This is a genomic window from Arthrobacter sp. Y3223151 (assembly GCF_059091125.1).
In genome coordinates this window covers 117,843-144,635 of record NZ_JBNHGI010000004.1, presented here as the reverse complement: position 1 = coordinate 144,635, position 26,793 = coordinate 117,843, and the positions used below count along the sequence as shown (strand labels likewise).

The 26,793-nt window shown below is 67.1% G+C and carries 23 protein-coding genes; 11 read left to right on the top strand and 12 right to left on the bottom strand.

Features of this window, described 5'->3' with window-relative positions:
- Positions 1 to 126: 126 nt before the first annotated feature.
- The 7 genes from rsgA to AC5RUP_RS08065 all read left to right on the top strand — a co-directional run bounded on the left by rsgA (position 127) and on the right by AC5RUP_RS08065 (position 7,158).
- Positions 127 to 1,212: a ribosome small subunit-dependent GTPase A gene (gene rsgA, locus AC5RUP_RS08095; RefSeq protein ID WP_494158435.1), complete on the top strand. Its 1,086-nt coding sequence runs from the start codon at positions 127 to 129 to the stop codon at positions 1,210 to 1,212.
- A gap of 168 nt (positions 1,213 to 1,380) precedes the next feature.
- On the top strand, positions 1,381 to 2,442 hold the full coding sequence (locus AC5RUP_RS08090; protein WP_494158475.1) for an ABC transporter ATP-binding protein: 1,062 nt from the start codon (positions 1,381 to 1,383) through the stop codon (positions 2,440 to 2,442).
- Positions 2,442 to 3,209, top strand: coding sequence for an ABC transporter permease (locus AC5RUP_RS08085; RefSeq protein ID WP_494158434.1), 768 nt, complete (start codon positions 2,442 to 2,444; stop codon positions 3,207 to 3,209). The genes AC5RUP_RS08090 and AC5RUP_RS08085 overlap by 1 nt, the downstream gene beginning before the upstream one ends.
- Positions 3,206 to 3,898, top strand: coding sequence for an ABC transporter permease (locus AC5RUP_RS08080; RefSeq protein ID WP_494154751.1), 693 nt, complete (start codon positions 3,206 to 3,208; stop codon positions 3,896 to 3,898). The genes AC5RUP_RS08085 and AC5RUP_RS08080 overlap by 4 nt, the downstream gene beginning before the upstream one ends.
- Positions 3,899 to 3,936: 38 nt before the next feature.
- Positions 3,937 to 4,920: an ABC transporter substrate-binding protein gene (locus tag AC5RUP_RS08075; protein WP_494154750.1), complete on the top strand. Its 984-nt coding sequence runs from the start codon at positions 3,937 to 3,939 to the stop codon at positions 4,918 to 4,920.
- 69 nt (positions 4,921 to 4,989) lie between these two features.
- Positions 4,990 to 6,204: a pyridoxal phosphate-dependent aminotransferase gene (locus AC5RUP_RS08070; RefSeq protein ID WP_494154749.1), complete on the top strand. Its 1,215-nt coding sequence runs from the start codon at positions 4,990 to 4,992 to the stop codon at positions 6,202 to 6,204.
- 138 nt (positions 6,205 to 6,342) lie between these two features.
- A complete protein-coding gene (locus tag AC5RUP_RS08065) occupies positions 6,343 to 7,158 on the top strand; it encodes a PPK2 family polyphosphate kinase (RefSeq protein WP_494154752.1) in 816 nt (271 codons plus the stop codon).
- 147 nt (positions 7,159 to 7,305) lie between these two features.
- Here AC5RUP_RS08065 and AC5RUP_RS08060 read toward each other — a convergent pair whose 3' ends face one another.
- Together AC5RUP_RS08060 and xseA are read right to left on the bottom strand one after the other, a co-directional pair.
- Positions 7,306 to 7,587, bottom strand: a complete 282-nt coding sequence (locus AC5RUP_RS08060) for an exodeoxyribonuclease VII small subunit (RefSeq protein WP_494132009.1) — start codon at positions 7,585 to 7,587, stop codon at positions 7,306 to 7,308.
- Positions 7,588 to 7,646: 59 nt separating this feature from the next.
- Positions 7,647 to 8,903, bottom strand: a complete 1,257-nt coding sequence (gene xseA / locus AC5RUP_RS08055; RefSeq protein ID WP_494153167.1) for an exodeoxyribonuclease VII large subunit — start codon at positions 8,901 to 8,903, stop codon at positions 7,647 to 7,649.
- A 163-nt stretch (positions 8,904 to 9,066) separates the two neighbouring features.
- On the opposite strand from xseA, the gene AC5RUP_RS08050 reads away from it, so the two are divergent.
- A complete protein-coding gene (locus tag AC5RUP_RS08050) occupies positions 9,067 to 9,909 on the top strand; it encodes a hypothetical protein (RefSeq protein WP_494153166.1) in 843 nt (280 codons plus the stop codon).
- Positions 9,910 to 9,918: 9 nt separating this feature from the next.
- Positions 9,919 to 11,004, top strand: coding sequence for a 4-hydroxy-3-methylbut-2-enyl diphosphate reductase (locus AC5RUP_RS08045; RefSeq protein WP_494153165.1), 1,086 nt, complete (start codon positions 9,919 to 9,921; stop codon positions 11,002 to 11,004).
- Positions 11,005 to 11,068: 64 nt separating this feature from the next.
- Here the strand turns inward: AC5RUP_RS08045 and AC5RUP_RS08040 are convergent, their stop codons facing one another.
- On the bottom strand, positions 11,069 to 12,280 hold the full coding sequence (locus AC5RUP_RS08040) for a DNA recombination protein RmuC (protein WP_494153164.1): 1,212 nt from the start codon (positions 12,278 to 12,280) through the stop codon (positions 11,069 to 11,071).
- A 78-nt stretch (positions 12,281 to 12,358) separates the two neighbouring features.
- Between AC5RUP_RS08040 and ychF the strand changes: the two genes are divergently transcribed.
- Both ychF and AC5RUP_RS08030 read left to right on the top strand, forming a co-directional pair.
- Positions 12,359 to 13,444, top strand: coding sequence for a redox-regulated ATPase YchF (gene ychF, locus AC5RUP_RS08035; protein WP_494153163.1), 1,086 nt, complete (start codon positions 12,359 to 12,361; stop codon positions 13,442 to 13,444).
- Between the two features lie 293 nt (positions 13,445 to 13,737).
- Entirely contained in the window at positions 13,738 to 14,697 is a 960-nt protein-coding gene (locus AC5RUP_RS08030; RefSeq protein ID WP_494153162.1) for a LysR substrate-binding domain-containing protein, read from the top strand.
- 73 nt (positions 14,698 to 14,770) lie between these two features.
- Here AC5RUP_RS08030 and AC5RUP_RS08025 read toward each other — a convergent pair whose 3' ends face one another.
- From AC5RUP_RS08025 to AC5RUP_RS07985, 9 genes are all read right to left on the bottom strand, one after another.
- Positions 14,771 to 15,790, bottom strand: coding sequence for an ABC transporter permease (locus tag AC5RUP_RS08025; RefSeq protein ID WP_494023332.1), 1,020 nt, complete (start codon positions 15,788 to 15,790; stop codon positions 14,771 to 14,773).
- Positions 15,787 to 17,250, bottom strand: coding sequence for a sugar ABC transporter ATP-binding protein (locus tag AC5RUP_RS08020; protein WP_494158433.1), 1,464 nt, complete (start codon positions 17,248 to 17,250; stop codon positions 15,787 to 15,789). The genes AC5RUP_RS08025 and AC5RUP_RS08020 overlap by 4 nt, the downstream gene beginning before the upstream one ends.
- A 56-nt stretch (positions 17,251 to 17,306) precedes the next feature.
- Positions 17,307 to 18,467, bottom strand: coding sequence for a sugar ABC transporter substrate-binding protein (locus tag AC5RUP_RS08015; protein WP_494153160.1), 1,161 nt, complete (start codon positions 18,465 to 18,467; stop codon positions 17,307 to 17,309).
- Between the two features lie 123 nt (positions 18,468 to 18,590).
- Positions 18,591 to 18,989: an acyl-CoA thioesterase gene (locus tag AC5RUP_RS08010; protein WP_494153159.1), complete on the bottom strand. Its 399-nt coding sequence runs from the start codon at positions 18,987 to 18,989 to the stop codon at positions 18,591 to 18,593.
- Between the two features lie 3 nt (positions 18,990 to 18,992).
- The gene (locus AC5RUP_RS08005; RefSeq protein WP_494153158.1) at positions 18,993 to 19,931 is read right to left on the bottom strand and encodes a beta-keto acid cleavage family enzyme; all 939 of its coding nucleotides are present in this window, start codon (positions 19,929 to 19,931) and stop codon (positions 18,993 to 18,995) included.
- Position 19,932: 1 nt separating this feature from the next.
- The gene (locus AC5RUP_RS08000; RefSeq protein WP_494153157.1) at positions 19,933 to 22,209 is read right to left on the bottom strand and encodes a hydantoinase B/oxoprolinase family protein; all 2,277 of its coding nucleotides are present in this window, start codon (positions 22,207 to 22,209) and stop codon (positions 19,933 to 19,935) included.
- Positions 22,206 to 24,335, bottom strand: coding sequence for a hydantoinase/oxoprolinase family protein (locus AC5RUP_RS07995; protein ID WP_494153156.1), 2,130 nt, complete (start codon positions 24,333 to 24,335; stop codon positions 22,206 to 22,208). Before AC5RUP_RS07995 ends, AC5RUP_RS08000 begins: the two co-directional genes overlap by 4 nt.
- A 67-nt stretch (positions 24,336 to 24,402) precedes the next feature.
- Positions 24,403 to 25,656, bottom strand: a complete 1,254-nt coding sequence (locus AC5RUP_RS07990; RefSeq protein WP_494023339.1) for an MFS transporter — start codon at positions 25,654 to 25,656, stop codon at positions 24,403 to 24,405.
- Positions 25,657 to 25,751: 95 nt separating this feature from the next.
- Positions 25,752 to 26,750 (bottom strand): VOC family protein, encoded by a 999-nt coding sequence (locus tag AC5RUP_RS07985; RefSeq protein WP_494023340.1) that lies wholly within the window; start codon positions 26,748 to 26,750, stop codon positions 25,752 to 25,754.
- Between the last annotated feature and the right edge of the window lie 43 nt (positions 26,751 to 26,793).

The following is a 26,793-nucleotide window of genomic DNA, read 5'->3' as shown; positions in this document are numbered from 1 at the left end:
GGGTGTGATGACCGTTTATCCCGCAGATCCTGCTGCCATCACCAGCCCAGCCTCCGTACCCCGCCCGCGCCGCGGCTAGCGGCCGGAACGTCCGGCGCGGAGGCCTCACGTCCCGAGGTAACCGTCGTGACCGACACTTCTCACCCGCACTCCCTGCTGCGCAGCTACGGCTATACGCGACACACGGCCGCGCAGTTCGACCTCCATTTTCCCGATCCGGCGCTGCGCCCCGCCCGCGTGGTGCGCACCGACCGGGGCCGCGTCCTGCTGGCTGCCGACGGCGGCCTGCTGCACCTGTCCACCGCAGGCCTCAGCCCGCAACCGGCCACCGGTGATTGGGTGGCGTACGACGCCGCCCGCCCGCCTTCCGCAGGCGGCCCGGCCATCGCCGGGCTGCTTCCGCGATTTTCCGCCCTGTCCCGCAAGCAGGCCTATGACCCGCTGGCCGCCGAGCAGATCCTGGCCGCCAACATGGACCTGGTCGGCATCGCGGTGCCCTTTGACCGCCCGCTCTCGGCCAACCGGCTGGAGCGCACCCTGGTGGCCGCCTGGGATTCCGGCGCGCTGCCGGTGGTCATCCTGACCAAGGCCGACCTGAGCGGCCACCATGACGAAGTCGCCGCCCAGATCGTCGAGCAGGCCGCCGGCGCGGACGTCCTGGCGACCAGCGCTGAAACGGGCGACGGACTCGACGCCGTGGCCGAATACCTGGGCCCCGGCCGGACGATGGTGCTGCTCGGACCCTCGGGATCGGGCAAGTCCAGCCTGATCAACGCGCTCGCAGGCCAGGCGGTGCAGGACACCGGAGCCGTCCGGGCCGGCGACGGGAGGGGCCGGCACACCACCACGGCGCGCGAGCTCATTCCCTTGCCCAACGGCGCCGTGCTGATGGACACACCGGGCATCCGCGGCTTCGCGCTGTGGGACGCGGAGGAGGGGCTGGCCACCATGTTCGCCGACATCGAAGACCTGGCAGCCGGCTGCCGGTTCAACGACTGCGCCCATGGTGCCGAACCCGGCTGCGCCGTGCGCCAGGGCCTCGCCGCCGGCAGCCTGGAGCAGCGGCGCTGGGACAGCTACCGGAAGATGGAACGCGAGCTGGCCCGCCTGCACCTGCGCCAGAACGTGGCGGAGCAGCGCCGGGCCGGCCGGCAGTTCGGCAGGATGGCCAAGGCCGCCGCGCAGGCCAAGGACCATCGCGGCAGGCGCTGAGCGGGTGCTCGCGGGCCGCACCGTTGACTAGACTCGGTGCCAGCACCTGTGGGCCTGCCGGCCGCGCAGGACCCCCCCCACGGAAGGTTCAGCATGCCCGAGCCCACGAGGCCGGCCGCCCGGCCGGATGAGCTGCCGGCCGCCGTCGCCGAGGCCGGAGACGGCCCCATGGTGCAGTTCCGCGCGGTCACGAAGACCTACGCCGGACAGGCGGCGGTACAAGACCTGACGCTGGACATTGATCGCGGCGCGATCACCGTCTTCGTGGGCCCTTCGGGCTGCGGCAAGACCACCTCGCTGCGGATGATCAACCGGATGGTGGAGCCGACCTCCGGTTCCGTCCTCGTGGACGGCCACGACGTCTCCGACCGTCCCGCAGCGGCCCTGCGCCGGTCCATGGGCTACGTCATGCAAGCCGCCGGGCTGCTGCCGCACCGCACGGTGCTGGACAACATCGCAACCGTGCCGCGGCTAAACGGAGTCGGCCGGGCCGCGGCCCGCAAGCGGGCCGACGAGCTGCTCGCCGTCGTCGGGCTGTCCCGGGAGCTGGGCGGCAGGTATCCGGCCCAACTCTCCGGCGGCCAGCAGCAGCGCGTCGGCGTGGCGCGGGCACTCGCGGCGGACCCGCCGATCCTGCTCATGGACGAGCCGTTCAGCGCGGTGGACCCGGTGGTCCGCGCCGAGCTGCAACAGGAACTGCTGCGGCTGCAACAGCAGCTGGCCAAAACCATCGTCTTCGTCACGCACGATATCGACGAAGCGGCCCTCCTCGGCGACAAATTGGCCGTCTTCGCCACCGGGGGCCGGCTGGCCCAGTTCGCCCCGCCCGAGGAGGTCCTGCGGGCGCCGGTGGACGACTTCGTCGCCGGCTTCGTCGGCCGGGACCGCGGTTTCCGCTCGCTGTCCTTTAGCAGCGCGCACGGGCTGCCGCTGCTGCCTGCCCGCACCGCGACGGCGGACAGGGCCGGCGAGGCGCCCCGGGAGGGCTGGCTGTTGTTGACCGACGACGACGGCGCACCCGCAGGGTGGCTGCCGCCCGGGGAACGGGACCCGGCCCGGGCGCGCATCGGCGGGTCGCTGTTCACCGTGGGGTCCAGCCTGCGCCAGGCGCTGGATGCGGCGCTGTCGTCGCCATCGGGGGCGGGCGTCGCCGTCGACGCCGAGGGGCGGGTGGCCGGCTTGGTCGATCCCGCGGCCGTGCTGCAGAGGCTCCGGGCGGGCGGCAGTTGATGGAGTGGTTCCTGGCGAACCTGCCGTATGTGTTGGAGCTCAGTGCCCTCCACCTGTTCCAATCCGCGCTCCCGCTGGTGTTCGGGCTCGTGCTGTCCCTGCCGCTGGGCTACGTGGCCTGGCGGATCCGCGCCGTGCGCGGCCTGGTCCTGTCCCTCTCCTCGGTGCTGTACACGATCCCCTCGCTCGCCCTGTTCGTGATCCTGCCGGTCATCCTCGGCACCGGCATCCTGGAGATGTCCAACCTGATCGTGGCGCTGACCGTGTACTCGGTCGCGCTGCTGGTCCGCGCCGTGGTGGACGCGCTGAACTCCGTGGACGACGGCGTCCGGCAGGCGGCGGTGGCCATGGGCTACCTGCCGGTCCGCCGGTTTTTCAGCGTGGACCTTCCGCTGTGCATTCCGGTGCTGGTGGCCGGGCTGCGGGTGGTGTCCGTGAGCAACATCTCGGTAGCCAGCGTCGGCGCGTTGATCGGTGTCCGGAACCTCGGTTTCCTGTTCACCGACGGGCTGCAGCGCTATTTCATGACCGAAATCGTGGTGGGGATCCTGATGACCCTGGTGCTGGCGGCGCTGATGGACGTGCTCTTGGTGGCGCTTGAGCGGGTGCTCACGCCGTGGCGGCGCCCGGGTGCCGCCGCCGGCGGAACCGGGCCGCGGACTCCCGGCACGACCGGCGCGCTGCAGACGGCCAGTGGCGCCGGGCCGGGCTCCCTTGCTGCCGAAGGGGAACGGCCAGACGCCGCGGAAGCGGCGGTGCGCGGATGAACCTGTTCCAGGAGACCGCGGCGTGGCTGGCCGATCCGGTCAACTGGGCCGGACCGGCGGGTGTGCCGGCCAGGCTGGCCGAGCACCTGTACTACAGCGCCCTGACCCTGATCATCGCCGCGGCCATCGCCGTGCCGCTGGGGCTGTTCGTCGGCCACACCGGAAGGGGGCGCATCGCCGTCGTCGGTATTGCCAGCGGCCTGCGGGCCATGCCCACGCTGGGCCTGTTGACCCTGTTCGTCATCCTGATGGGGCTGGGCCTGATGCCGCCGATCTACGCGCTGGTGATCCTGGCCATCCCGCCGCTGCTGGCCGGCACCTATTCGGGGATCGCCGCCGTCGACCGCCAGTTGGTGGACGCCGCCCGGGCGGTGGGCATGACCGAGTGGCAGGTTCTGTTCCGCGCCGAATTGCCCAACGCGCTGCCGGTGCTGCTGGGCGGGGTGCGTGCCGCCGTGCTGCAGGTCATCGCCACGGTGGCCGTCGTGGCCTATATCAACCTGGGCGGCCTGGGCCGGTTCCTGATCGACGGGCTGGCGGTCCGCGACTCGGTGCGGCTGTTTGCCGGCGCGCTGCTGATCGCGGCGCTGGCACTGGTTGTGGACGCCTTGCTGGCCGCGGTGCAGAAAGTGGCCGTATCGCCCGGCCTGCGCGGCTTGAGGGGGCGTGCCGAAAGGCAGAACAAGTAAGGTTGGAACAGCCAGTGCCGGCACATGAGGAGATGAGTATGAAGGACCACCCCGGGAACAAGGCCAGCAACCGCGGAAACGACAAAAACACGGCCGCGCGGCGCAGCGTGCTCGCCGCAGGGGCGGCCGCCCTTGCCCTGGTGCTGGCTGCCTGCGGCGGGGGATCCGACCCCCTGCAGGACCCGACGCCGGCACCCGAAGGCAGCACCGGCGGATCCCTGGTGGTCGGTGCCAGCGGCGGCACGGAGAGCCAGATCATCGCCGAAATCTATGCGGGTGCCCTGACCGCCGCCGGCTACGACGTCACCACGAAACCGGGCATCGGCTCGCGCGAGGTCTACGTCAGCGCCGTCCAGGAAGGGTCTGTGGATGTTATCCCGGACTACAGCGGCAACCTTTTGCTGTTCCTGGACACCGAGGCGACGGCGGCCTCCGCCGAGGACGTCATGACAGCCCTGACGGGCGCCCTGCCCGAGGGGCTCGGCGTCCTGGAGCCCGCGTCGGCGGAGAGCAAGGACGCGATGGTGGTGACCAAGGCGACGGCGGAGGAATACCAGCTGACGTCGATCGAGGACATGGGCCCGGTGTGCGGTGAACTGGTGCTCGGAGCCAACCCGGAATTCGCCGAGCGCGAGTACGGGCTGCCGGGGCTGGAAGCCAACTACGGCTGCGTGCCCAAGTCCTTCGAGCCGATCAACGACTACGGCGGACCGACCACGCTCAACGCCTTGATCACGGACAAGATCCAGGTGGCCGACATTTACACCACCACCCCGTCCATCGAGGACAACGACCTGGTGGTGCTGGAAGACCCGAAGAACAACTTCATTGCCCAGCAGGTGCTGCCGCTGATCCGCAGCGACGCCGTGGACGAGCAGGCTGCCCAGGTGCTCAACGAGGTTTCCGCAGCGCTGACCACCGAGGACCTGATCGACCTCAACCGCCAGGTCAGCGGGGACGAGAAGCGCAATCCGGCCGACGCCGCCGCGGACTGGCTGGCGGAAAAGGGCCTGGCCGGCTAGGACCCCGGCTCCCGTTCACGCGCCGCTTCGGTCTCCGGGGCGGCGCGTGCCGTGTGCGAAGATCGTTGGATGGCCCAGTACAAGCAGTCCAACAAGCTCCACAACGTCCTCTACGACATCCGCGGTCCGCTCCTCGAGCATGCCCAGCGGATGGAGGCCGAGGGCCAGCGCATCCTCAAGTTGAACATCGGCAACCCGGCGCCGTTCGGTTTTGAGGCTCCGGACGCCATTCTGGTGGACATGATCCGCAACCTGCCCACCGCGCAGGGCTACAGCGATTCGCGCGGCATTTTTTCGGCCAGAACCGCCGTGTCGCAGTACTACCAGACCCGCGGCATCCAAGAGATCGGCGTGGATGACGTGTACCTGGGCAACGGGGTCAGCGAGCTGATCACCATGAGCCTGCAGGCGCTGCTGAACAACGGCGACGAAGTGCTCATCCCGGCCCCCGACTACCCGCTCTGGACCGCGTCGGTGTCGCTGGCCGGCGGCCACCCCGTGCACTACCTCTGCGTCGAGGAAGAGGGCTGGCTGCCGGATCTCGAAGACATCGAACGGAAGATCACGCCCAACACCAAGGGCATCGTGATCATCAACCCGAACAACCCCACCGGCGCCGTCTATCCGCGGCACATCCTCGAGGGGATGCTGGAACTGGCGCGCCGGCACAACCTGGTGGTGTTCTCGGACGAGATCTACGAGAAGATCCTGTACGAGGATGCGGAGCATGTGAACACGGCGCTGCTGGCCGATGACGTGCTGGTCATGACGTTCAGCGGCCTGTCCAAGGCCTACCGCGTGTGCGGCTTCCGCAGCGGCTGGATGGCCATCTCCGGGCCGAAGCACCTGGCCGCGGACTACATCGAGGGCATCAACCTGCTCACCAACATGCGGTTGTGCGCGAACGTGCCCGCCCAGCATGCCATCCAGACCGCCCTGGGCGGCCATCAGAGCATCAACGACCTCATCCTGCCCGGCGGCAGGCTGCTCGAGCAACGCAACAAAGCCTATGAGCTGTTGAACGCCATCCCCGGCGTCAACACGCAGCAGGCCAAGGGCGCGCTCTACCTGTTCCCCAAGCTCGACCCGGAGGTCTACGGGATCAAGGACGACGAACAGTTTGCCCTGGACCTGCTCAAGCAGCAGAAGATCCTGATCTCGCACGGCCGGGCGTTCAACTGGACGCAGCCGGACCATTTCCGGCTGGTCACGCTGCCCAACGTGGACGTGCTGACCGAAGCCGTGGGGCGGATCGAGGAGTTCCTGGCCGGATACCGGCAGTAACGGCCGCGTCCGCGTAGCCGCGCCGCCGGCGGCTCGGTAGGCTGTCGCCAGCCGCACCGGCGGCCAAGCCGGCCGGCCGAACAGGAGGACCAGGTGGAACAGACCGGATTGCCCGAGTTCACGCGGACGCCGTCGGAGATGCTGCGGGTCGGCCCGGGATTCGGCCTGGCCGGCGTCGATACCGGCTCCACGCCCGGATTCCTTGGCGACAGGACCCAGGGGAAACTCCTGCTCAGGGCCTCCGACCGCCGGCTGTCCGAACTGCAGGAACGCCTCTTCGCGCAGAGCCGCGCCGGGGCGCAGGACGCGGTCCTGCTGGTGCTGCAGGGGATGGACACCTCCGGCAAGGGCGGGATCGTCCGGCACGTGGTCGGAGCCGCCGACCCGCAGGGCATTTCCCACCGGGCCTTTAAGGCACCGACGCCGGAGGAGCTGGAGCACGATTTCCTCTGGCGGGTGGAGCGGGCCTTGCCCGGCCCCGGCATGATCGGGGTGTTTGACCGGTCGCACTACGAAGATGTGCTCATCCACCGCGTGCACGGTCTCGCGCCCCTCGCGGAGGTGGAAGCACGCTACGGGCAGATCAACGACTTCGAGGCGATGGTGGCCCGCCGGGGCATCCGGATGGTCAAGGTCATGCTGCACCTGGGCAAGCGCGAACAGGGCAAGCGGTTGCGCGCGCGGCTGGACCGGGCCGACAAGCACTGGAAGTACGATCCCGGCGACGTGGACGCGCGGCGGCGCTGGGACGAATACCAGCAGGCCTACCAGGTCATGCTGGAGCGGACCAGCACCGTCGACGCCCCGTGGTTTGTGGTGCCGGCCGACCACAAATGGTATGCGCGGATCGCAGTGCAGGAGCTTCTGCTGCAGGCACTGGAAGACATCGACCCGCAGTGGCCGCCGGCGGACTTCGACGTCGAGGCGGAAAAGGCCCGCCTGGCCGCCTCGTAACGCGGGCCCGCCGCGCCCCCGCCGCGCCCCGGTCCGATGCCCGGGAACCGGGCGGGCCGGGCGGACCAGAGGGGTGACGCCGGGGATGCGGCGGTGCCGGGGCGGACTAGAGGGGTGACACCGGGGACGCGGCGGTGCGGGGGCGGACTAGAGGGGTGACACCGGGGACGCGGCGGTGCGGGGGCTGCCCGGGCTGGCCGGCGACGGCTCGGTCCCTGCCGCCTCGCGTGCCGCGTCGAGCCGCTGCCGCGCGCCTTCCAGCCATGCCTCGCAGCGGGCCGCCAGCGCCTCGCCGCGCTCCCACAGTGCCAAAGACTGTTCGAGGCTGGCGCCGCCGGCTTCCAACTGGCTCACGACGGCCACCAATTCCTCGCGCGCCTGCTCATAGGAGAGGGAGGCGACGTCGGGCGGTGCGGGCTGCTCGGTCATGGGGGTCTCGCTTTCGGTGCCGGTGTTGTGTGGTGGTGTCGGGAATTCCGGGAGGGGCGTCAGGGAAGGGCTTCGGCGGCGACTTCACCGACGGCCACCCGGAGCCGCAGCCGTGTTCCGGCCGGTGCGTCCGCCGCGTCGCGCAGCACGCTGCCGTCGGGCAGCTGGGCCACGGCATAGCCGCGGTCCAGGGTGTTTTGGGGGGAAAGCGCACGCACCTGTGCCTTCAGGTGGGCGACCCGGTCGGTGTCACGGTGAACCGCCGCCGAGACGGCCTGGTGGGCCCGCGAGACGAGCCGGTGGAGATCTTCCGCCCGGACGTCCACCATGCCCGTGGGGTTTGCCATCACCGGGCGGCTGCGCAGCGCGGCCAGGCGTTCGGTTTCGCGGTGGACCAACTGCTCCACCCGACGGGCAAGCAGGGCGCGGGCCTGCCCGATCCGATGCAGTTCCTCGCTGACGTCCGGGACGATGCGCTTGGCGGCGTCGGTCGGTGTGGAGGCACGCAGGTCCGCGACGTCGTCGAGCAGGGGCCGGTCCGCTTCGTGTCCGATGGCGCTCACGACCGGGGTGGCGGCGGCGGCCACCGCCCGGACCAAGTCCTCATTGCTGAAGGGCAGCAGGTCCTCCAGCGAACCTCCGCCGCGGGCGATGACGATGACGTCAACATCGTTGCGGGCGTCGAGCTCTGCGAGTGCCTGCATCACCTGGGCCACGGCATTCACGCCCTGGACGGCAACTTCCCGGACCTCGAACTCGACGGCGGGCCAGCGCAGCGAGGCATTCCGGATGACGTCCTTCATGGCGTCGGAATCGCGTCCGGTAATGAGGCCGATGCGGTGCGGCAGCAGGGGCAGCCGCCGCTTCCGGGACGGATCGAAAAGGCCTTCGGCGGCCAGCGCCCGGCGCAGCCGCTCCAGCCTCACCAGCAGGTCGCCGAGCCCCACCGGCCGGATGTCCCGGGTCTGCATGGTCAGCCGCCCGGTCTTGACGTACAGGTCCGGTTTGATCTGGGCCACCACCCGGGAGCCCGGTTCCAACGGCATCTCCAGGCGCGCCATCACGCTGCCCCAAACCACCAGGCTGAAGGATGCCTCGGCGTCCGTGTCCCGCAGCGTCAGGTAGGTGGTGGCGTTCCGGCGGTTGAGCTCAATGACTTGGCCTTCCACCCAGGTGGGCGGCACGCGGTCGATGTGCATCTTGAGCTTTTGGGACAGCAGCCGCAGCGGCCACGGGTTGTCCGCCGTCGTCTGGTTGGCAGTCGGGGGCAGGGTCGATTGTCCGGTGCCGGCGCCTTGGACCGCGCTTGACTCCATGAATTGCCCCTTCCGGAGGTGTGAATCCGACGGCTGCCGGAGACCCTCCATTCTTACCAGTTATCCCTGTCAATCGGATTCTCTGTTGTACTGGGTAGGGGTAGGCGGCGCTCCTCGAGCCCCGCCGGATCTGAGTGAAGCAAGCAAGGAAACGGAGGCGACCGTGCGGACGTTGTTGGCTGCGGTCGGCGGGCTGCTGGTCGTGCTCCTCGCCGGGGCCGCGCTGTGCGGGGCCTGGGCCGACCAACGGGTGCTCGACAGGGCGGGCTTCGTGTCCCTGGCCGCCCCGCTGGGCGACGACGACGGGTTCCGGTCGGCGCTGGCCGCGACCATCACGGAAGAAGTGGCCGGCAGTGCAGAGTTGCCGGCCGGTCTGCAGGAACTCGTGCGGCCGATCGTGGAGCGAACCGCTGGGGCGATGACCGAACTGGCCGGATTTCCGCGGGCCCTGAACGAGTCGCTGGCCCTGTCGCACGCGCATACGTTCTCCGGGACTTCCGGGGGAGAGGCGGCCGTCACGCTGGATATCGCCCCCATGGTGGCGCTGGCGGTTTCGCGGGTAGCGGACGCGCTGGGTACTAATATCCGGAGCCCCGAGCAGGTGTTGTTGCCGCTGGGCTCTGCGGAGGCAGGCGGGGTCCTGGCCTCGGTGCGGGACCTGCCGTCGCTGTGGTGGGTCGCGGCGGTGGCAGCGGCTGCGGCATTGGTGCTGATGCTGCTGGCCGCCCGGCGTCCCGCCACGGCGCTGGCCTGGGCCGGTATCGGCGCGGGATTACTGGGCGCGGTCCTCTGGCTGGCCGCCGGGCTTGCACCGCCGCTGGCAGCGAACGCGGCGGGCGAAAGTGCGTTGGCCCAGGTGTTCCTGGGGAGGCTGGTCGAGTTGGCGGTCGCCGACTTCCGGCCCTGGGCCGCCGTCTTTGCCGGCGCCGGATTGGTCATCGCGGTGGCCGGTTTCACTCTGCGGGCGGTGCTGGGCGGGGCCCGGCGGACCGGGCCCACGGGCTAGCATAGAGGCATGGCCAGTATTGCTGTTTCCCTTTCCATGCCTACCATTCCGCGCAAGCGCCGCACCCCGGACGACGTCTGGGCAGCCGCACCCGTGGACGGTGACAAGAAGGTGCTGCTGGCGGCCCCGCGTGGATACTGTGCCGGCGTCGACCGCGCCGTGATCGCGGTGGAAAAGGCGCTGGAGCATTATGGCCCGCCTGTCTACGTGCGCAAGCAGATCGTCCACAATGTGCACGTGGTCTCAACACTGGAGGAAAAGGGCGCGATCTTCGTCGAAGAGACCGACGAGGTGCCCGAGGGCGCCCTGGTCGTTTTCTCGGCGCACGGCGTTTCGCCCGCCGTGGTGCAGTCAGCCGAGGACCGCCAGCTGCGGACCATCGACGCGACCTGCCCGTTGGTGACCAAGGTGCACCGGGAAGCCGTGCGGTTCGCCCGCGACGGCAACGAGATCCTCCTGATCGGTCACGAGGGACACGAAGAAGTCGAAGGGACCTACGGGGAAGCGCCGGACCACACCACGATCGTCAACAACCCGGACGAGGCGCGGACAGTGCAAGTGCGCGATCCGGAAAGGCTGATCTGGCTGTCGCAGACGACCCTCTCGGTCGACGAGACGCTGGAAATCGTGTCCATCCTGCGGGATCGCTTCCCGGCTCTGCAGGATCCGCCGAGCGACGACATCTGCTACGCCACCTCCAACCGCCAGGCCGCAATCAAGAAGATCGCACCCCAGGCGGACCTGGTGATTGTGGTCGGCTCCGAAAACTCATCCAACTCCGTGCGGCTCGTCGAGGTCGCCCTCGAATACGGCGCCAAGGCGGCCTACCGCGTGGACTTCGCCAACGAGGTTGACGAGTCCTGGTTCGAGGGCGTGGCCACCGTCGGCGTGACCTCTGGAGCCTCCGTGCCGGAGGTCCTGGTGCGCGAGGTGCTGCGCCTGTTGGGAGAGTACGGCTACGGCGACGTTGAAGAAGTGGTCACCGCCCAAGAGGACATCCTCTTCTCGCTGCCCAAGGAACTGCGCGCCACGCTCAAGGAACGCGGCGACGAATCCCGCGGCCTCGGGGGACGCGTCACCCGCCCGGCCCGCTAACCCTGGCCTCCGCTGCGCAGGGTGGCCCCAATGGGCCGCCCTGCAGGGCGTACCGATTGCCCTGCTACGCGGCCGGGTCCCGGCCTTCAATCAGTTCGGGGGCCGAGAGCAGCCGGGGCGTGTTCTCCAAGGCCGGCGGGGCGGCGGGTTCCTCCAGGGACGTGCCGTCGAAGGCGTAGATCTTCCGCGCGGTCGGCAACACCCTTGATTCCAGCGTCCCCACAAACGAGTTGTAGCGCTCGACCGAGCTCTTGAGCGACGAACCCAGCCGGGTGACATGATCGCCCAGCGTGCCGAGCCGCTCGTAGAGCTGCCGCGAGAGGTCGAAGATCTCGCGTGCGTTGTCCTTGAGCACTTCCTGCCGCCAGGTAAAGGCCACCGACTTCAGCGTGGCCAGCAGCGAGACGGGGGAGACCAGCGCAACGCTGCGGGCAAAGGCATGGTCGAGCAGGCCGGGATCGGCATGCAGGGCGGCGGAGAGCACCGCCTCCGAGGGCAGGAAACAGAGCACCAACTCCGGGGAGGCCTGCAGGCTCTCCCAATACTTCCGCCCCGCCAGGGCATCCACGTGCGCGCGCACCGCCTTGGCATGCGCGTTCAGCAGATCCACCCGTTGCTGCTGTTCCGCGGCCGATGCGGCCGCCGGGATTTCCTGCGCCTGCAGGTAGGCGCGCAGCGGGACCTTGGCATCCGCGACGATGGACTTTCCACCCGGCAGCCGAATGATCATGTCCGGGCGGCCGGTCCTGTCCGCGCCGGCGAGGTGCACCTGCTCGTCGAAGTCCACCCGGGCGAGCATGCCGGCAGCCTCCACCACCCGGCGCAACTGCACCTCGCCCCACTGGCCGCGGGCGGAATTGGACTGCAGCGCGGAGGCGAGCGTCTGCGTGGAACGCATCAGCGCCTCGTCGCTGCGCTGGGCCGCACGCAATTGTTCGGCCAACTGGCCGAACTGCTCCACCCGGTCCCGTTCCAGCAGGCTGACCTGCTGCTGGACGAGCTTGAGCTTCTCACCGACCGGGATCAGGGCGCGCAGCACGGTGTTCTCTTGCTCATCATGGACGTAAAGCTGCGCGTTCTGCTCGGCGAGCATCCGGCGCTCCGCCTCCGCCCCGGCGAGGCGGGCCGAGAGCTCTGCCAGCCGGTCGCCGTCGTCCTTCGCGGCGTCCTGCAGATCCGCCAGCCGGCGGCGGAAAAGGACGGCCACGGCCGCGGCGCCGGCGGCGGCGCCCACGAACAGGGCCAGAAGGGCGAGAAGTACATGCGATGCATCCATACCTTCACCATGCCAGCCGCCGCGGACAAAATACGGCACGCCGGTCGATGTGTCCGGGCCACGGTATCCTTGACTACCGTGGCTCTAACTATTGGCATCGTCGGACTGCCCAACGTCGGCAAATCAACTCTCTTCAACGCATTGACGCGCAACAGCGTGCTCGCGGCTAACTACCCGTTCGCCACCATCGAGCCGAACGTCGGCGTGGTATCGCTGCCGGACCCGCGGCTGGAGAAGCTGGCGGAGATCTTCGGGTCGCAGCGGATCCTGCCCGCGACCGTGTCCTTCGTGGACATTGCCGGCATCGTCAAGGGCGCTTCCGAAGGTGAGGGGCTCGGCAACCAGTTCCTGGCGAACATCCGCGAAGCGCAGGCGATCGCCCAGGTCATCCGTGTTTTCGACGACCCCGACGTGGTCCACGTGGACGGCAAGGTCGACCCGCGTTCGGACATGGAGACCATCAACACGGAGCTGATCCTGGCCGACCTCCAGACCTTGGAGAAGGCCCTCCCGCGGGTGGAGAAGGAAGTCAAGATCAAGAAGCGCGACGCCGCGGAGCTGGCTGCCCTGCAGGCGGCGCAGAAAGTCTTGGAGCGCGGCGACACCGTCTTTTCCTCCGTCGAGAGCGACAAGCTGGACATGGAGAACCTCCGGGAACTGAGCCTGCTGACCGCCAAGCCGTTCATCTATGTGTTCAACGTGGACGACGCCGTGCTCGGCAGCCCCGAGCGGCAGGCCGAGCTGCGCGGGCTGGTGGCACCCGCCGACTGCGTGTTCCTGGATGCCAAGCTGGAGGCGGACCTCGTGGAGCTGGACGAGGAAGAGTCCCGCGAGATGCTGGAGATGAACGGCCAGGACGAGTCCGGGCTGGACCAGTTGGCGCGGGTGGGCTTCCACACGCTGGGTTTGCAGACCTATCTGACGGCCGGGCCGAAGGAAGCGCGCGCTTGGACCATCAACCGGGGCGACACTGCTCCGCAGGCCGCCGGCGTGATCCACTCGGACTTCCAGCGCGGCTTCATCAAGGCCGAGGTGGTTTCGTTTGCCGATCTGGTGGAGGCCGGGTCCATGGCCGAGGCCAAGGCCCGCGGCAAGGTGCGGATCGAAGGCAAGGACTACGTCATGGTCGACGGCGACGTGGTTGAATTTAGATTTAATGTTTAAAAATCTCGCTTTAGCAGGCGATAACGCAGCTCAGTCGATTGGATTCGACTGAGCTGCGTTGTTTTGTGCCCCCACCCCCAGGGGTGAACTCTTCCCACCTGGGAAGGCCTCCTCGGATTGGGATCCTAAACCCGCTCTCTTCCATAGAGCCGAATCGAGAAGCTTGATGAGTTCGATGCCCATCCCGTCGAATTTTCGCCGACGATTGGACGTCCTGCCAGGGAAGCACGCGGGAAGCGTTGATGGAGAGTTTACGATAAAGGGACTGACTGCCGGGAGATGAATTGTTGGAATTGAGCCGCGTCGATCTGAACCTGCTGGTCGCGTTCGACGCGCTCATGGCCGAGCGCAACGTCACCAAAGCGGCGGCCAGGCTTTCTGTCGGGCAGTCGGCCATGAGCGCCACGCTTGGTCGGATCCGGAGACTTTTCGGAGATCCTATTCTGGTCCGTCAAGGCCGGGAGTTTGTAGCCACGCCGTTTGCAGAGGAGTTGGCCGGTCCTGTGCGGGAGACCCTCGCGAATCTTCAGGTGTTGTTGGAGCGCCGTGCCGAGGAATTCGATCCGAGCACCGACTCACGACAGTTCACAATCATGGCCAGCGACTACGTGACCCTGATTCTCTTGCACGAGATGTTGGTCCGGCTCAACGAAGACGCACCGGGCGTCCGGCTCCATATCCAGCCTTTGGGCGCCGACTTCGCGGACCGGTTTGCCGGAAACGAGGTGGACCTGCTCATCGTCCCGGCCGGGGTCTTGCCGGACTACACGAAGTATCACCACGCGCCCCTTTTTACAGATCGATACGTGTGCGCAGTCGCGATCGATAATCCGGACGTCGGCCAGTCATTAACTGGCGAGGATTTCTCCGCGCTGCCCTACCTCGCCACGCGGGTTGGCGGTCTCCCGTCGCTCGCCGAGATGCAGCTTGACGCCCTCGGCATTAGTCGCAACGTTGAGTTGACCACCAGCATGACCCTCGCCCCGTTCCTGCTGCGCGGTACCCGTCTGATGTCCCTAATCCACGAGAAGCTTGGGCTCCTGGTGGCAAACGAAGTTGAACTACGCCTGCTTGAACCACCGATCCGGCTTGAACCGGTACGGGAAATCATGGTGTGGACGGAACGACATGAAAGCGACCCTGGGCACCGTTGGCTGCGGGAAACATTGACGCATCTCGTGGACGACATATCCGGCCGCCCGTCCCGGCGCCGCGGCCGACCAAATCGCGATGGTGGTCGGCCGGGCACCTGAACCTAGGTCGTCGGTTTCACGTATCAAAGCGGAGACCGAAACGTCTCGTCCGGATGGGGAGCATCCATTAGGGTCACGCCGGAGTTCTACGGCGGCCGAAGTAGGTTGAGAGGGCAATTGCTCCGACAAGGGCCACGCCGTTGAATACCGGCCCGACCCATGCCTGTGCGCCGGCAATACTCAGGCCGCTCACGGTGAAGGCCACGAACAGGACGCCGATGATGGTTCCCGATACGTTGGCCTGTCCTGGCCGGATTGTCGTCTTGCCAAGGAAAACGGCGGCCAGGACGGGAAACATCAGCCCTGGGCCGGTCAGCGGGTCAGCACCGCCGGAGCGAGCCGTCAGCAATACCCCGGCGATTCCGGCGACCGCGCCACTTAGAAGGAAGCTGGTCCAAATTACGCGCTTAGTCCCGATACCCACCATGTGCGCCGCCCGTGGATTTGAGCCGATCGCAGTTAGCTCGCGGCCGAAGGGCGTGTGTTCAAGCAGGTACCAGGCAAGCGCGATGACCGGAATCAGCAGGAAGACCAGGCGCGGGATCCCGAACCACGTCAACGAGCCGAAGTCCTGCAGTGCCAGCGACAGGCCTGTGGTGATGGGCATTCCGCCGGTGTACCACTGAAGGATCCCGGAAAGGATGGTTGCCATGCCCAACGTGGTGATAAAGACGTCAAGTTTCGCGACGGTTACCAGGAAGCCGTTCAAAACTCCAACCATAATCCCGGACAGCACACCGGCCGCGATGGCTCCCCATAGGGGCAGCCCGAAGTGTGCCATGCCTGCTGCCGTGACGACGGAGGCGACGCCGATACTGGCGCTAACGGACAGATCCAGGAAACCCGCCCGGAATGGGATGACGGTGGCAAGCGCTGCCAAGGCGACGACTGACGAGTTGCCGATTGTTGTCGTGATGTTTGCTTGCGATGGAAAAATGCCGGCGGTCTGGCCGTAGAGGCAGAAGAAGACAAAGACGATGATCGAGACTCCGACCAGACCGTAGTTCTCTAGGATTTGGTGTCGGGTGCGGCCCCAACTGCTGATCGGACGCGCCGGCTTGCGGTGATCAGCTGCAGTCGTGGTGGCGGTCATGTCGTCCTGCTTTCGTCTTGGGTGAAGCAAAGGCGGGTCAAGTTGTTGGCCGTCAGATTGCTACCGGCCACTCCGTGGATGATGCGGCCGTTGGTAAGGATCAGCACTCGGTCGCAGAGGTTCGCCAGTTCTTCGAAGTCGGAACTGACGACAAGGGCGGTCGCTCCGGCGTCCGTTTGGGATCGGATCATGCGGTAAATTTCGGGCCGGGCTCCCGCGTCGACGCCTTGCGTTGGCTCATCGAGCAGCATGGCGCGCGGGAACCGGCGCAGCCACCGGGCCATGATCAGTTTCTGCTGGTTTCCCCCTGACAATGAGGACAATGGTTGCTCCGGCGAATCCGATTTCACAAGGTAGTCGGCTAGTAAGGAAGACGATTCCGCCCGCTCACGACGGGCGTCGAGCCGCAGTTTGCGCCAGTAGCGGTTTGTCTGGCCAGCCGAGAGGTTTTCCCGTAGTGAGAGGCCAGGAAAACCCGCCATGCCTAGCCTGTCCTCGGGGACCAAGGCTATGCCGGCGTCCATGGCCGCCCTGATGTCGCCCACGGGGACGTGTCGCCCGTCGACTATGACACGGCCGTTATGCGGGGCCGCCCCGAAAACGCATTCCAACAAGTGGCTGCGCCCGCTGCCAAGAAAGCCTGCAATTCCTAGCACCTCCCCTGCGTGGGCGGCGAAAGAAATGTCCTGAAGCCCGGGAGCGGACAATTTGTCGAGTGTCAGGACCGGTTCTGCCGGTGCCGCGGCAGGCCTCGGGTAGACCTCGCCCAGAGACCGCCCGGCGATGTGCTCGGTCAGGACGTCGAGGGAGCCTGCCTCGTAAGGTCCGGTGTGGACCCTAGCGCCGTCCCGCATTACGGTCACCGTATCGGCGGCCTGCTGCAGCTCGTGGAGCCGGTGCGTGATGTAGAGGATTGATGTCCCTTTATCCGCCAGCGTCCGCATATAGCTCAGCAGAAGGTCGGCCTCCGTGGCGGAGAGTGACGCCGTCGGCTCATCAAGGACCAACAGATGCCCGGCGTTCCCATTGTCGAGCTCGTCCTGGAGCCCCCGTGCGATGGCGACCATTGTCCGTTGGGCAGGACCGAGACGCCCCATTTTTGTCTCAGGCGTGCAATCAAGGTCGAAGCGGTCGATCAGGGCACCAGCCCGCTGCCGCAGAGCCGACCAGGAAACACGTCCTAGTCTTGTCGGATAGCCATGGCCGAGGGCCAGATTTTCCATCACCGACATCGTGGGAAACACTGCGGGATCCTGATGAACGAAGCGTAATCCCAGGTTTTTTGACCCTTGCGGCGTCACATTCCGTGCTGCCAGTTCCCGGCCTGCCAGGGAGATGGTCCCGGCGTCAGCGGTTGTCACGCCCGCCAGAATTTTGACGAGCGTGGACTTCCCAGACCCGTTGGCGCCTAACAGGGCATGGACCTCCCCGGCCCCTATCTCGAGGCCGAGGTCATCCACCGCAATTGTGTTCCCGTAAGCCTTTCGTAAACCATGAAGAGCGAGACGGGGCGCTGTCACTTAACGTTCCATGCGGTCCGGTAGTCTGCGCGGAAGTCATACGCAGATTTGTAAGCCGATTCCCCGTCGGGCGTGTTGTGCGCGGCGTCCACCGTCTGCCAGCCCAGACCTTGGATCTCCTGTTCCTGTCCGGCGAAGGCGCGGGCCAGGACGTCTACGGTGGCCCATCCCAGCCACTCGGCGTCATAGGCGACAGCGGCGCTTTGGCCTCGGCCTTCCTTGATGAATCCCATATTGGGCGCGAGACCCTCGCCGCCCATGGCGGCGATCGTGGCACCCCGGCCCGAAGAATTAATGGCCTGAGCCAGACCGGAAGCGCTCATCCATCCGTCGAAGAGAGCGTTGGTGGCGTTCGCCGTCGGATTCGCGGTCAAGGCCGCGGAAAACTTCTGGCGCAGGACGCCGGAGGCGATGTCGGAGTCGGCGACGTGTACGTCTTCGAGGATTTCGCATTTGCCGCACTCGGCCAGTTGGTCAGTGAAACCCTTGTTGGCGTGGTTGCCCAGGATCTTACCGTCGAAGACAGTGTTGATGATTTTGGCTTCGCCGTTCGTTTCGGACATAATCCACCGGGCCTTGGCCGCGCCCCATTCTTGCATCCAGCCTGCCAGATCCGGGTGTTCCTCGGTCATCTTCATGGACGCAGTGAACAAAGGCTCCCCGCCGATCTGGGGGTCGTCACAGTCAAATGAGAAAGCCTGGACTACGGGGATACCGGCGTTCTTGGCTTCGCGAAGAGGTGCCTGGATCAGGTTGCAGTCAACACTCACGACGATGATCGCGTCGGCCTTGGCTGCGATGGCTTGTCGGACTCCATTTGAATAGGCGCCACCAACGCCGAATGCACCGTCGTAGACCGTGGTTTTCCATCCGAGCAGCTCGGCTGCCTCTGTCGCGGCAGCGCTGACCGTGGCACAACCCTCGGACATTTGGGAGCAGGACAGGATCCAGACGTCCTGGCCGGGCTCCGTCTCGACCGTGGCTGTAGGGGCCTTTCCGCTCGTACCGGCGAAGTCCGCGTCCGCGATCGTAGCGAAGTTGGTGTCCGGGCTGCTCGCTTGCCCACTTGGTGTTGCAGCCCCGGAGGCGCTGCAGCCTGCGGTGCTGAGTGCCACGGCGGTGAAGGCCGCGGCGAGCCAGATCTTTTTGTGCATCATTGGATTCCTTAGTTCGTCGTTGAACAGATGATGTAGCTGGTGGAACCTGGCACGCCCGGTGTGCGTGCCTCACGGCCCCGCCCGTTGAGCAGAGCTGGCGGGCGGGGCCGGGAGTTTAGTGGGTTAGGCGGGAGCGGATTCTGCGAGCAGGGCCCTCAGTTCCTCTGGAAGCGGAGTGGGCTTCCCCTCGAATCCGACATGGACAACGGTGTGGTGGCCGTCAATGCAGGACTCGCCGTTATGGAGGATCGTCCATTCGTAACCGATCGAAGTGTTGCCAACGCGGGCCGTCCGCAGTTCGATTTTGATCCCATCGCCGGCAGTGAGCTGCCGCCGATAGGTGGCGCCAACGCTGAGGCGGGGGAGTGCCTGGATGTGATCTCCGAGCCCTGCGGCCCGGTAAGCGTTGTGCTCCACGGCTTCGACCCAGCGGAAGGCGGCAGTGAAGTGGATCCGGCCCGATGCATCCGTATCGACCCAGGCGACAGTGGTTTGACCGTGCAGGCTCCCAGGATTCTCCATCGCTCAGCCCGTCACTGCACTGGCGGCGTCCCGCTCCAGGGCGGGCAAACCCATGAGGGTGCGGGCTTCGGATGGGGTTGCCGGTTCCATGCCGAGTTCGCGGATGATGCGCACCATACGCTCGACCAGCGCGAGATTGGTGGCCGGGACGCCCTTTTCATATGAGAGGTTGTCCTCGAGGCCGACCCTGACATGCCCGCCCAAGAGCAAGGCGTGGACGGTCGCCGGCAGCTGGGCCGGGCCGATGGCGCTGACGTTGAAGATGGAGCCTTCGGGGAGGTGTTCGACCATGCTTTGCAGCAGTTTGGGCGTATAGGGGAGTGCGCCCTGGAATCCCTTATGCGCGCCGAGGACCATGTTGATGAAATACGGTGCCTCGTCCAGACCCTCCTCGATCAGTTCCGTCACGTCCTGGATGATGTGAGCGATGCTGAAGACCTCCCACTCGGGTTTGATTCCGCGCGCCTTCATCTGCTCGGCCAGCCAGCGCGAACGCGACGGCGTGGTGGTCACCAGCAGTTCCCTGCCGCCGCCGTGGGCGCAGACCGTATGTGCGTCCAGCGTGCACATCTCCGCTCCGGCGCCGTCGAGTCCCTTGATCCTTTCGTTGAAGTCGATTTCCCAGAGGCCGTTGTCCAACTGGTGGATCATGTCTCCATGAATGCCACCCCCGGTGGAATTGTTCAGCACAATGTCGCAGCGGGACCGGATCAGGGAGTTGATGCGGGCATAGGTGTCCGGGTCGCAGGTTGCCAGGCCATCGGGGCGGCGGGCGTGAATGGCGGCAACGCTCGCGCCGGCCTCGTAGCAGGCGACGACGTCGTCGGCGATTTCTTCCGGGGTGACGGGCAGGTTCGGGACTTTGTCTTTGGTGGCCATCCCTCCGGTGGGAGCGACGGTCACAATGACCTTGCGCGGGCCGAATTCGGCGTTCTTGGCCATGTCAGTTCTCCTCTGCGGTGATTGCCAGATCGGCGGTGATGCCGGAGGCGAGGTTGAGTTCGAGGTCGTGGAAGGGCTCTTCGGAGACCAGATGGATGTCCACGGCCAGCAGGGCACCGCTCGACGGGCAGAGCCAGCCGGTCGCCTTCAGGTCCCGGTGCAAGGTTCGGCCGACACGATGCGGGAGGGGCAGATCGACGCGCACCGCCCCGTCGCGCCATCGGGTGGACCCGGTGGAGAGTACGGCGCCGGAGAGCGTCTGCACGCGCCACTGTCCGGCTGCGGAGACCACGGCACGCAGCCGGTCGCCGAGCGCGAGCCAGCGCTCCCCGGCGGCGATCCCCTGGGGAACCACGTCGGGACCCACGGCGTCGGCAGCCAGCGGAAGCGTCTCCGGATCAACGCCCAGGCGCTGCGCCCGAAGGTCGCGCCGCAGTCGGAGCGTGGCGTCGGCGTCCCAGCCCGAGGGGCGGCCCGTCTCTGCGCCGATGAGAACGGCGCCGTAGGTCTCCCGGGCAGCGGCCACGCTGACCACGCCGCGGCGCACGTCTGCGAGCACATCGACAGGATCACGGTCCAGCGGGTCGCCGATCCCGCCGCCGCCCTGCCAAGTCACGGCGAAGACATCCGTGTCACGCATGGGGAACGCTCCGGGTTTCGAACCCAGGTCCTGAAAGGCTTCCGGGACCTGCACCGAAGCGTTCAGCTCGGCGGATGGATCCGCACGATCCAGGAATCCGGGCGCGAATGCTTGGCTGATGGTTCCGCCCGGCAGGCCGCCGGAGAGACCGGCGGAGTTGGGTACCTCGACGCCGTGAGTCATCACGAGTGCCTCGGCTTCCGGGATGGACACGGTCAGGGCGACTTCCGCGGCAACGCCGCCCCGGCGGCGGCCCGCGCCGCCGGTGTCCTGGGCCAGGCGTCGGTATTGGTAGACCAGCGGAGTTTTCTGTTCGTTGACCTCCACGTCCGCGATGGACGGGCAGGGTGCGTTGATGGGACCGGCCGCGTCCTGCCCGTCATGTGCGCTGAACGCACCGAACCCGCCCGCGAGTGGGTCCATCAGGTGCAGGCCGAACTTCTCCCCGTACTGATTGATGCCGCTTAGGTTGAAGGTGGCCATGGTTCCGCTGCTGATTCCCTGGGCGCGGTGCGCGTGCTGAGGGGCTGCCGTGAGCAGCCTGTTAAGGGCAGCCGAGACGACGTTGCTGACCACCCAGATGGTCTCGACGGTGGCGCTGCCCACCGGGGCCGGCGACATGGCGGTGCAGATCAGCCGGTCGGGCGCCGTCACCTCGACGGGGCGCAGGAGCCCGTCGTTCCACGGCAGGCCGAAGCCCAGGGTAGGGATGAGCGCGCCGGCTACGCCGCCCATGAGGCCTGCCCGTGAGCAGTTCACGAATCCCTGGGCCTGCGGGGAGGATCCGGAGAAGTCCAGGATGAGGGAGTCACCCTTCTTCGTGGCCAGAAGGTCGACGGTGTAGAGCTTGTCGGTGTGGCCGTCGTGTTCCAGGAAGTCGCGTGTATGCACCACGCCGTCCGGGATTTCACGCAGGCGTTTGCGCATGCGCTGCTCGGAGTCGGCCACCATGGCGACCATCACCGCCTGCACCACAGGGGTTCCGTAGCGGCGGCAGAGTTCGGTGAGACGTTCCGAGGCGACGTTCAGTGTGGCGATGAACGCGCGGATGTCCAGGCCAACCTGGGCCGGCAGGCGGGTGGCGGCGAGGATCATGTCGAGGACGTCGTCGCGCAGGACACCGCCGTCGACCAGTTTCACCGCCGGGATGCGCAGTCCCTCCTGCCAGATCTCCTTGGCTTTCGGCGACCACGACGCGAAGTCCATGCCGCCCATGTCCGTTTCATGGGCCATCACGCCGGCCCAGGCGACGATTTCGCCGTCGACCACCAAGGGGGCGCACATCTGCACGTCGTTCTGGTGCAGTGCTCCGATGAACGGGTCGTTGCCGATGATTCGGTCGCCCTCGCGCAGTTTCATGTTGCTTTGGCGCAGGTGACGGATTAGTGCTCCTACGGGCGGTGCTTCGAACGTGACCTGGTGGCCCATGGTGGCGAAGGACCCGTCCGGCAGGTAGAGGCCGGTAAAGAAGTCACTGGCCTCGGTGACGGTCGGGCTGCCGCTGACAGACTGCAGCGCGACGCGCATCTGGTCGGTGATCGCGACGAGCCGGCTGCGGACAACCTGTGCGGTGACGGGGTCGGTTCCGGGGGCCGCTGCTGCGGTTACGGGGATGGTGGAGGTCTCAAGGAGGCTCACTGGTTTCCTACTTTCACATGGATGACGCCGGCGTCGTCGGTTTCGGCGGAACCACCCGGCGGCACTACAACGACGCAACCGGGCAGATGGATCAGGCACGGTCCGGCGAGTTTTTGGCCGCCGGCCGGCCAGCGACACCCGTAGACACGGGTGTTCTCGGGGGTATCCGGGTCGTCGAAAACGACGGGACGAATTCCGAGGTCCTCGAAGGCTTCACCGTTCGAAGCGGCGGCCAGGACTTCGGCGGCACGGGATGCCACGGAGCGAACCGAGAGGATCTCGAACCCGGCCTCCCGGAATCCAGAGCCGGCACCAAAGAGCAATTCGTAGTCGGCCTCGAATCGGGACAGCATGTCGGCGAGGTCCTGCGCGTCCGGGGACTGTTGCAGGACTACATCCAGGTGATGGGCCTGGCCGTGGTAGCGGACCGCGACAGTATGGGTGACCGCAGCGTGGTCAGGATCGGGGATGGCATCCAGGACGGCCCGGGTGGTGGCTGCCATGGCTTGGGAGAGCGTTTCGGCGTGCTCGGTGGTGGGGGTGGCGCCGCTGGCGAGCCGGATGTAGCTGGTGCGCGACGAGGTGGTCTTCAGGTCGCTGGTTCCTGCCCCGTACGCGGATTGGGCGGTGGCGGTTGCCGGAACCAGGAATCCTTCCAAGCCCAGTTCGCGGCACAGCGCCCAAGCGTGGGAGGGGCCCGAGCCGCCGCCGGCTACCAGCGTGAATTCGCGGGGGTCGTGGCCACGCTCAATGGTGACCGACCGCAGCAGATCAGACATCGTGGTGTCGAAGACCACGCGGATCGCACGGGCGGCCTCCATGGCATTCAACCCCAGCGGGCGGCCGACCTGCTCCTCGATGGCCCGGGCTGCGGCCTCGCGGTCCAAGGTGATGCCGCCGGAGCCAAAGGCATCCGGGTCCAGGACCCCGAGCACCAGGTCAGCGTCCGTAGTGGTTGGCTCCGTGCCGCCCTTGCCGTAGCAGATGGGGCCCGGGACGGCGCCGGCACTGCGCGGGCCGACGCTGAGGATCCCGCCGTCGACGGCGGCGATGGAACCGCCGCCGGCTCCTACACTGGCGATGTCGACGGATGGAACGCGCATGTCCGCTCCGCCGAAGGTGACGTCTTCGCGGAGCAGTGGCACGCCGTCGACGACGACGCCGACGTCGAACGAGGTGCCGCCGACGTCCATGGTCAGGATGTTCGGGCGGTCCTGTTCTTTGCCCAGGGACTGCCCGGCGACGACGCAGGAGGCCGGACCCGACAGCAGGCCGTTGACCGGGGACGAGGTGATCGTTCCCGCCGGGACGACGCCGCCGGCATTGGTGGTCATCATGATCGGCGCGTTCATGCCCAGGGCGCGCAGCTCGCGTTCCAAGTTGAGCAGGTAGTGCCCGGCGATAGGCCCCAGCGCGGCGTTGGCAGTGGTGGTGGATGCGCGGGCGTACTCGCCCACGGAGGGCGCGATGACGTGGGACATGCTGACGAACGCGTCGGGGAGGACCTCGGCGATGATCTCGGCGACAGCCTGCTCGTGACCGGGGTATTCGGTAGCCCACAGGAGGCAGATGGCCACCGCTTCGACCCCCTCGGCCTTCAGTGTTTTCGCCGCCGTGCGGACTGACTCGATGTCGAGTGGGGTGAGCACGCCGCCGTCGGCGTCCACCCGTTCAGTGACCTCGACGACGAGTTCACGGGGGACAAGCGGGGGGATCTGCCCGCGCAGGAAGTAATCCCCCAGGTCCAGGCCCTTCAGGCTGGCGGTGCCTCGCCGCAACCGTCCGATTTCCAAGACGTCACCGAAGCCACGGGTGGTGATTAGTCCGGTCTTGGCCGAGCGGCCGGTGAGCAGCGCGTTCAGCCCGACAGTGGTGCCGTGCCCGAAGCGATGGACCTGCTCGCAAAGTTCCCGCGTGGTGAGTCCGGCGAGGTCGGCGGCCAGGTGGATGGCGTTGACGACGCCTGTGACGACGTCAGCGGTAGTCGGGGACTTGCAGACATAAGACTCGCCGGCGGGGGAGCGGAGCCACAGGTCGGTGAAGGTCCCGCCTACATCGGTGCCGATGGCCCAACCGTGGGTCGTCTCGGCCGGCAAAGCGCCGGGAAGGTCGGTGGTGAGGGTCAAGGTCCGTCACTCCTTTGAATAGTGGTGGGTGTCAAGGTTGTTTGGGCGTCGGGGCAGCGTCGGCAGTTCAGGCGCCGGTGGTGGCGGGCAAAGGCTCGGGAAGGTTCTGCGTGTCTTGGGTCCGGGCGTAGCGTTGATCGCGGGGGAGGGCGAGTACGACGGCGGAGCCCGCGGCGAGCAATGCCGCGACGGTGATGAGCGCGCCGTCATAGCTGCCGGTCCGGTCAAAGAAGGCTCCGGCCCAAATCGGGCCGATCGAGATTGCCACGGAGAACGCGGCGTAGATCAGGCCGTAGATGAAGCCGTAGCTGCGGAGGCCGAAGTAGTTGCCGCAGAAGAAAGCGATGAGATCGGCCTCGGCTCCGAACGAAAGCCCCACCATGAACGCGGCCACGGGGGCCATGAGTGGTCCTCCCCAGAGCAGCAGCAGGCATCCCAGTGCGGTGAGCAGGAACAGCGGTGCGGCGACGAAAGGGGCGTGGAACCGATCAACGAGGGCGCCGATGCACAGCCGGCCGATGATGACGCCCAGACCGATGAGTCCGGCGATGCCTGCGGCGGATTGGGGCGTGAGGCCGGCGTCGGTGAGGAGCGGGACCATGTGCGGGATGATGGCGGGGACCGAGCCGCCCACCAGCAGGAAGCCGGCGAGCAGCATCCAGAAGGTGCGTGAACTGAGTGCCTCCCGGCGCGTTAAGCCGACGGCCTGAAGGGGTGCAAGTGGTGCCGCCGGATCGGTCCGGAAACCGAAGAACACGAACGGGATGACCAGCAGCGAGAGGGCGGCGAGGGCCAGGAACCCGGCCCGCCATCCGAAGGGCTGCACGACGGCGGTGACGAGCGCGGGGAGGGCCAGGGCGGCTACGCCGAGGCCGGCGAGACTGATGCCCAGGGCCATTCCGCGCTTGGCGAAGAACTTCGAGTTCAGGGCTTTCGTGTATACCACCGAGGTCGTTCCCGCCCCGAGCAGTCCAGCTGCACCAAAGAGCAGGTGGAAGGACATCAGGTCGCCCTGGAACTGGCTTAGCAACAGCAACGAAAGCGTGAGTCCCGGCACGGAAACGAGTGCGATGCGGCGGGGCCCGAACCGGTCGAGCAGCCAGCCGAGTGGAGCGGCCATCACGGTTAGGGCGATGGTGGTGTAGAGGAAGGACGACGAGACCTGTGCACGGCTCCACCCGAACTCCGCGCCAAGGGACGACGTGAAGGATCCGAGGCTGTAGAACAGGAGGGCGGTGACGCCGACGGCGGATCCGACGGTCACCGACAACAGTGTCGGCCAGCCCGTCCTGAACTCCCGATAAGGGCTGATTTTTGCCATGGCTTCTCCAGGGGATTGTGGAACCGCTTGTGATGCGGACGTGGTGTGCGGGCTGCGCCGGCGGCATTGGCCGGCCTGCGCAGCCCGCAGGGCGGTTAGGAGTTGACGAGTGCCTCGTACATATCCGGGTGGATCCCTTCTTCGGTGGCGGTCAGCCCGTCAGCGGCCGGGAAGGACTGGAAGATCGAGTCGGGGATCGGTGCGTTGCGGTAGAAGTTGCTGCCTCCCCGGCTGGGGGTCCAGGTGTTGGCCTCCCAGTCCGGCACGTAGTTCCGGTAGCCGCCGGAGTTCAGCTCGACGCGCAGGCCGCTCGGTTCCCGGAAGTACAGGTACTGCTGCTCGCCGATACCGTGCACGCCGGGGCCGTGCTCCATCGGGGTGCCGTTTTCCATCAGCACGTCGGCGGTGATGAGCAGTTCCTCGTGGGTGTCGACCCAGAAGGCGATGTGGTTCACGCGACCGGGCGTCGTCGAGTGGTCCAGGACGACGCCGAGGTCGTGGGACTTTTCGTTGGTGGTCAGCACGGAGAAGACACTGACGTTGGTGTCGTCGAGCTGGGTGCGCGCCATCAGTCGGAATCCGAGAACATCGCGGTGCCATTCGGCGAAGCCATCGACGTCGGTGCTGGCAATCGTGACGTGGTCCAGGAAGCGGGGGGCGGCGGCATGGCTGGAGCGCTTCTCGGGGCGGTCCGGATAGATCGAAGCGGACTCCGGCCCGGACTCGAAGCGGTCCAGCTCCCAGAGCAGCCGGACGGGGTGTCCGAAGGGACCGATAAATTCGAAGGCCCGGCCGTGGCCGTTGCCGCCTTCGACCCAGGTGCCTTCAATGCCGGATTCCTGCACGCGTGCCGCCGCGACCTCCAGTGCATCTGCGCTTTCGGTCCGCCAAGCCATGCGGGTCAGTGCGGGGGCCCGGCCTTCGCGGACCACAAGGCTGTAGCGGTAGTAATCGCCCCAGCAGCGCAGGTAGACGGCGCCGTCGATGCGGTCGACAATTCGCAGACCGAAGTGCTTCTCATAGAACTCGGCCGAAGCTTCGACATCCGGGCTGGCGATTTCAAGATGGGCAATGTGGGAGAGGAGCTTTTCCACGAGTGTTCTCCTGATGAGTGGTTTCTTCCGCCGGCACGCCGGG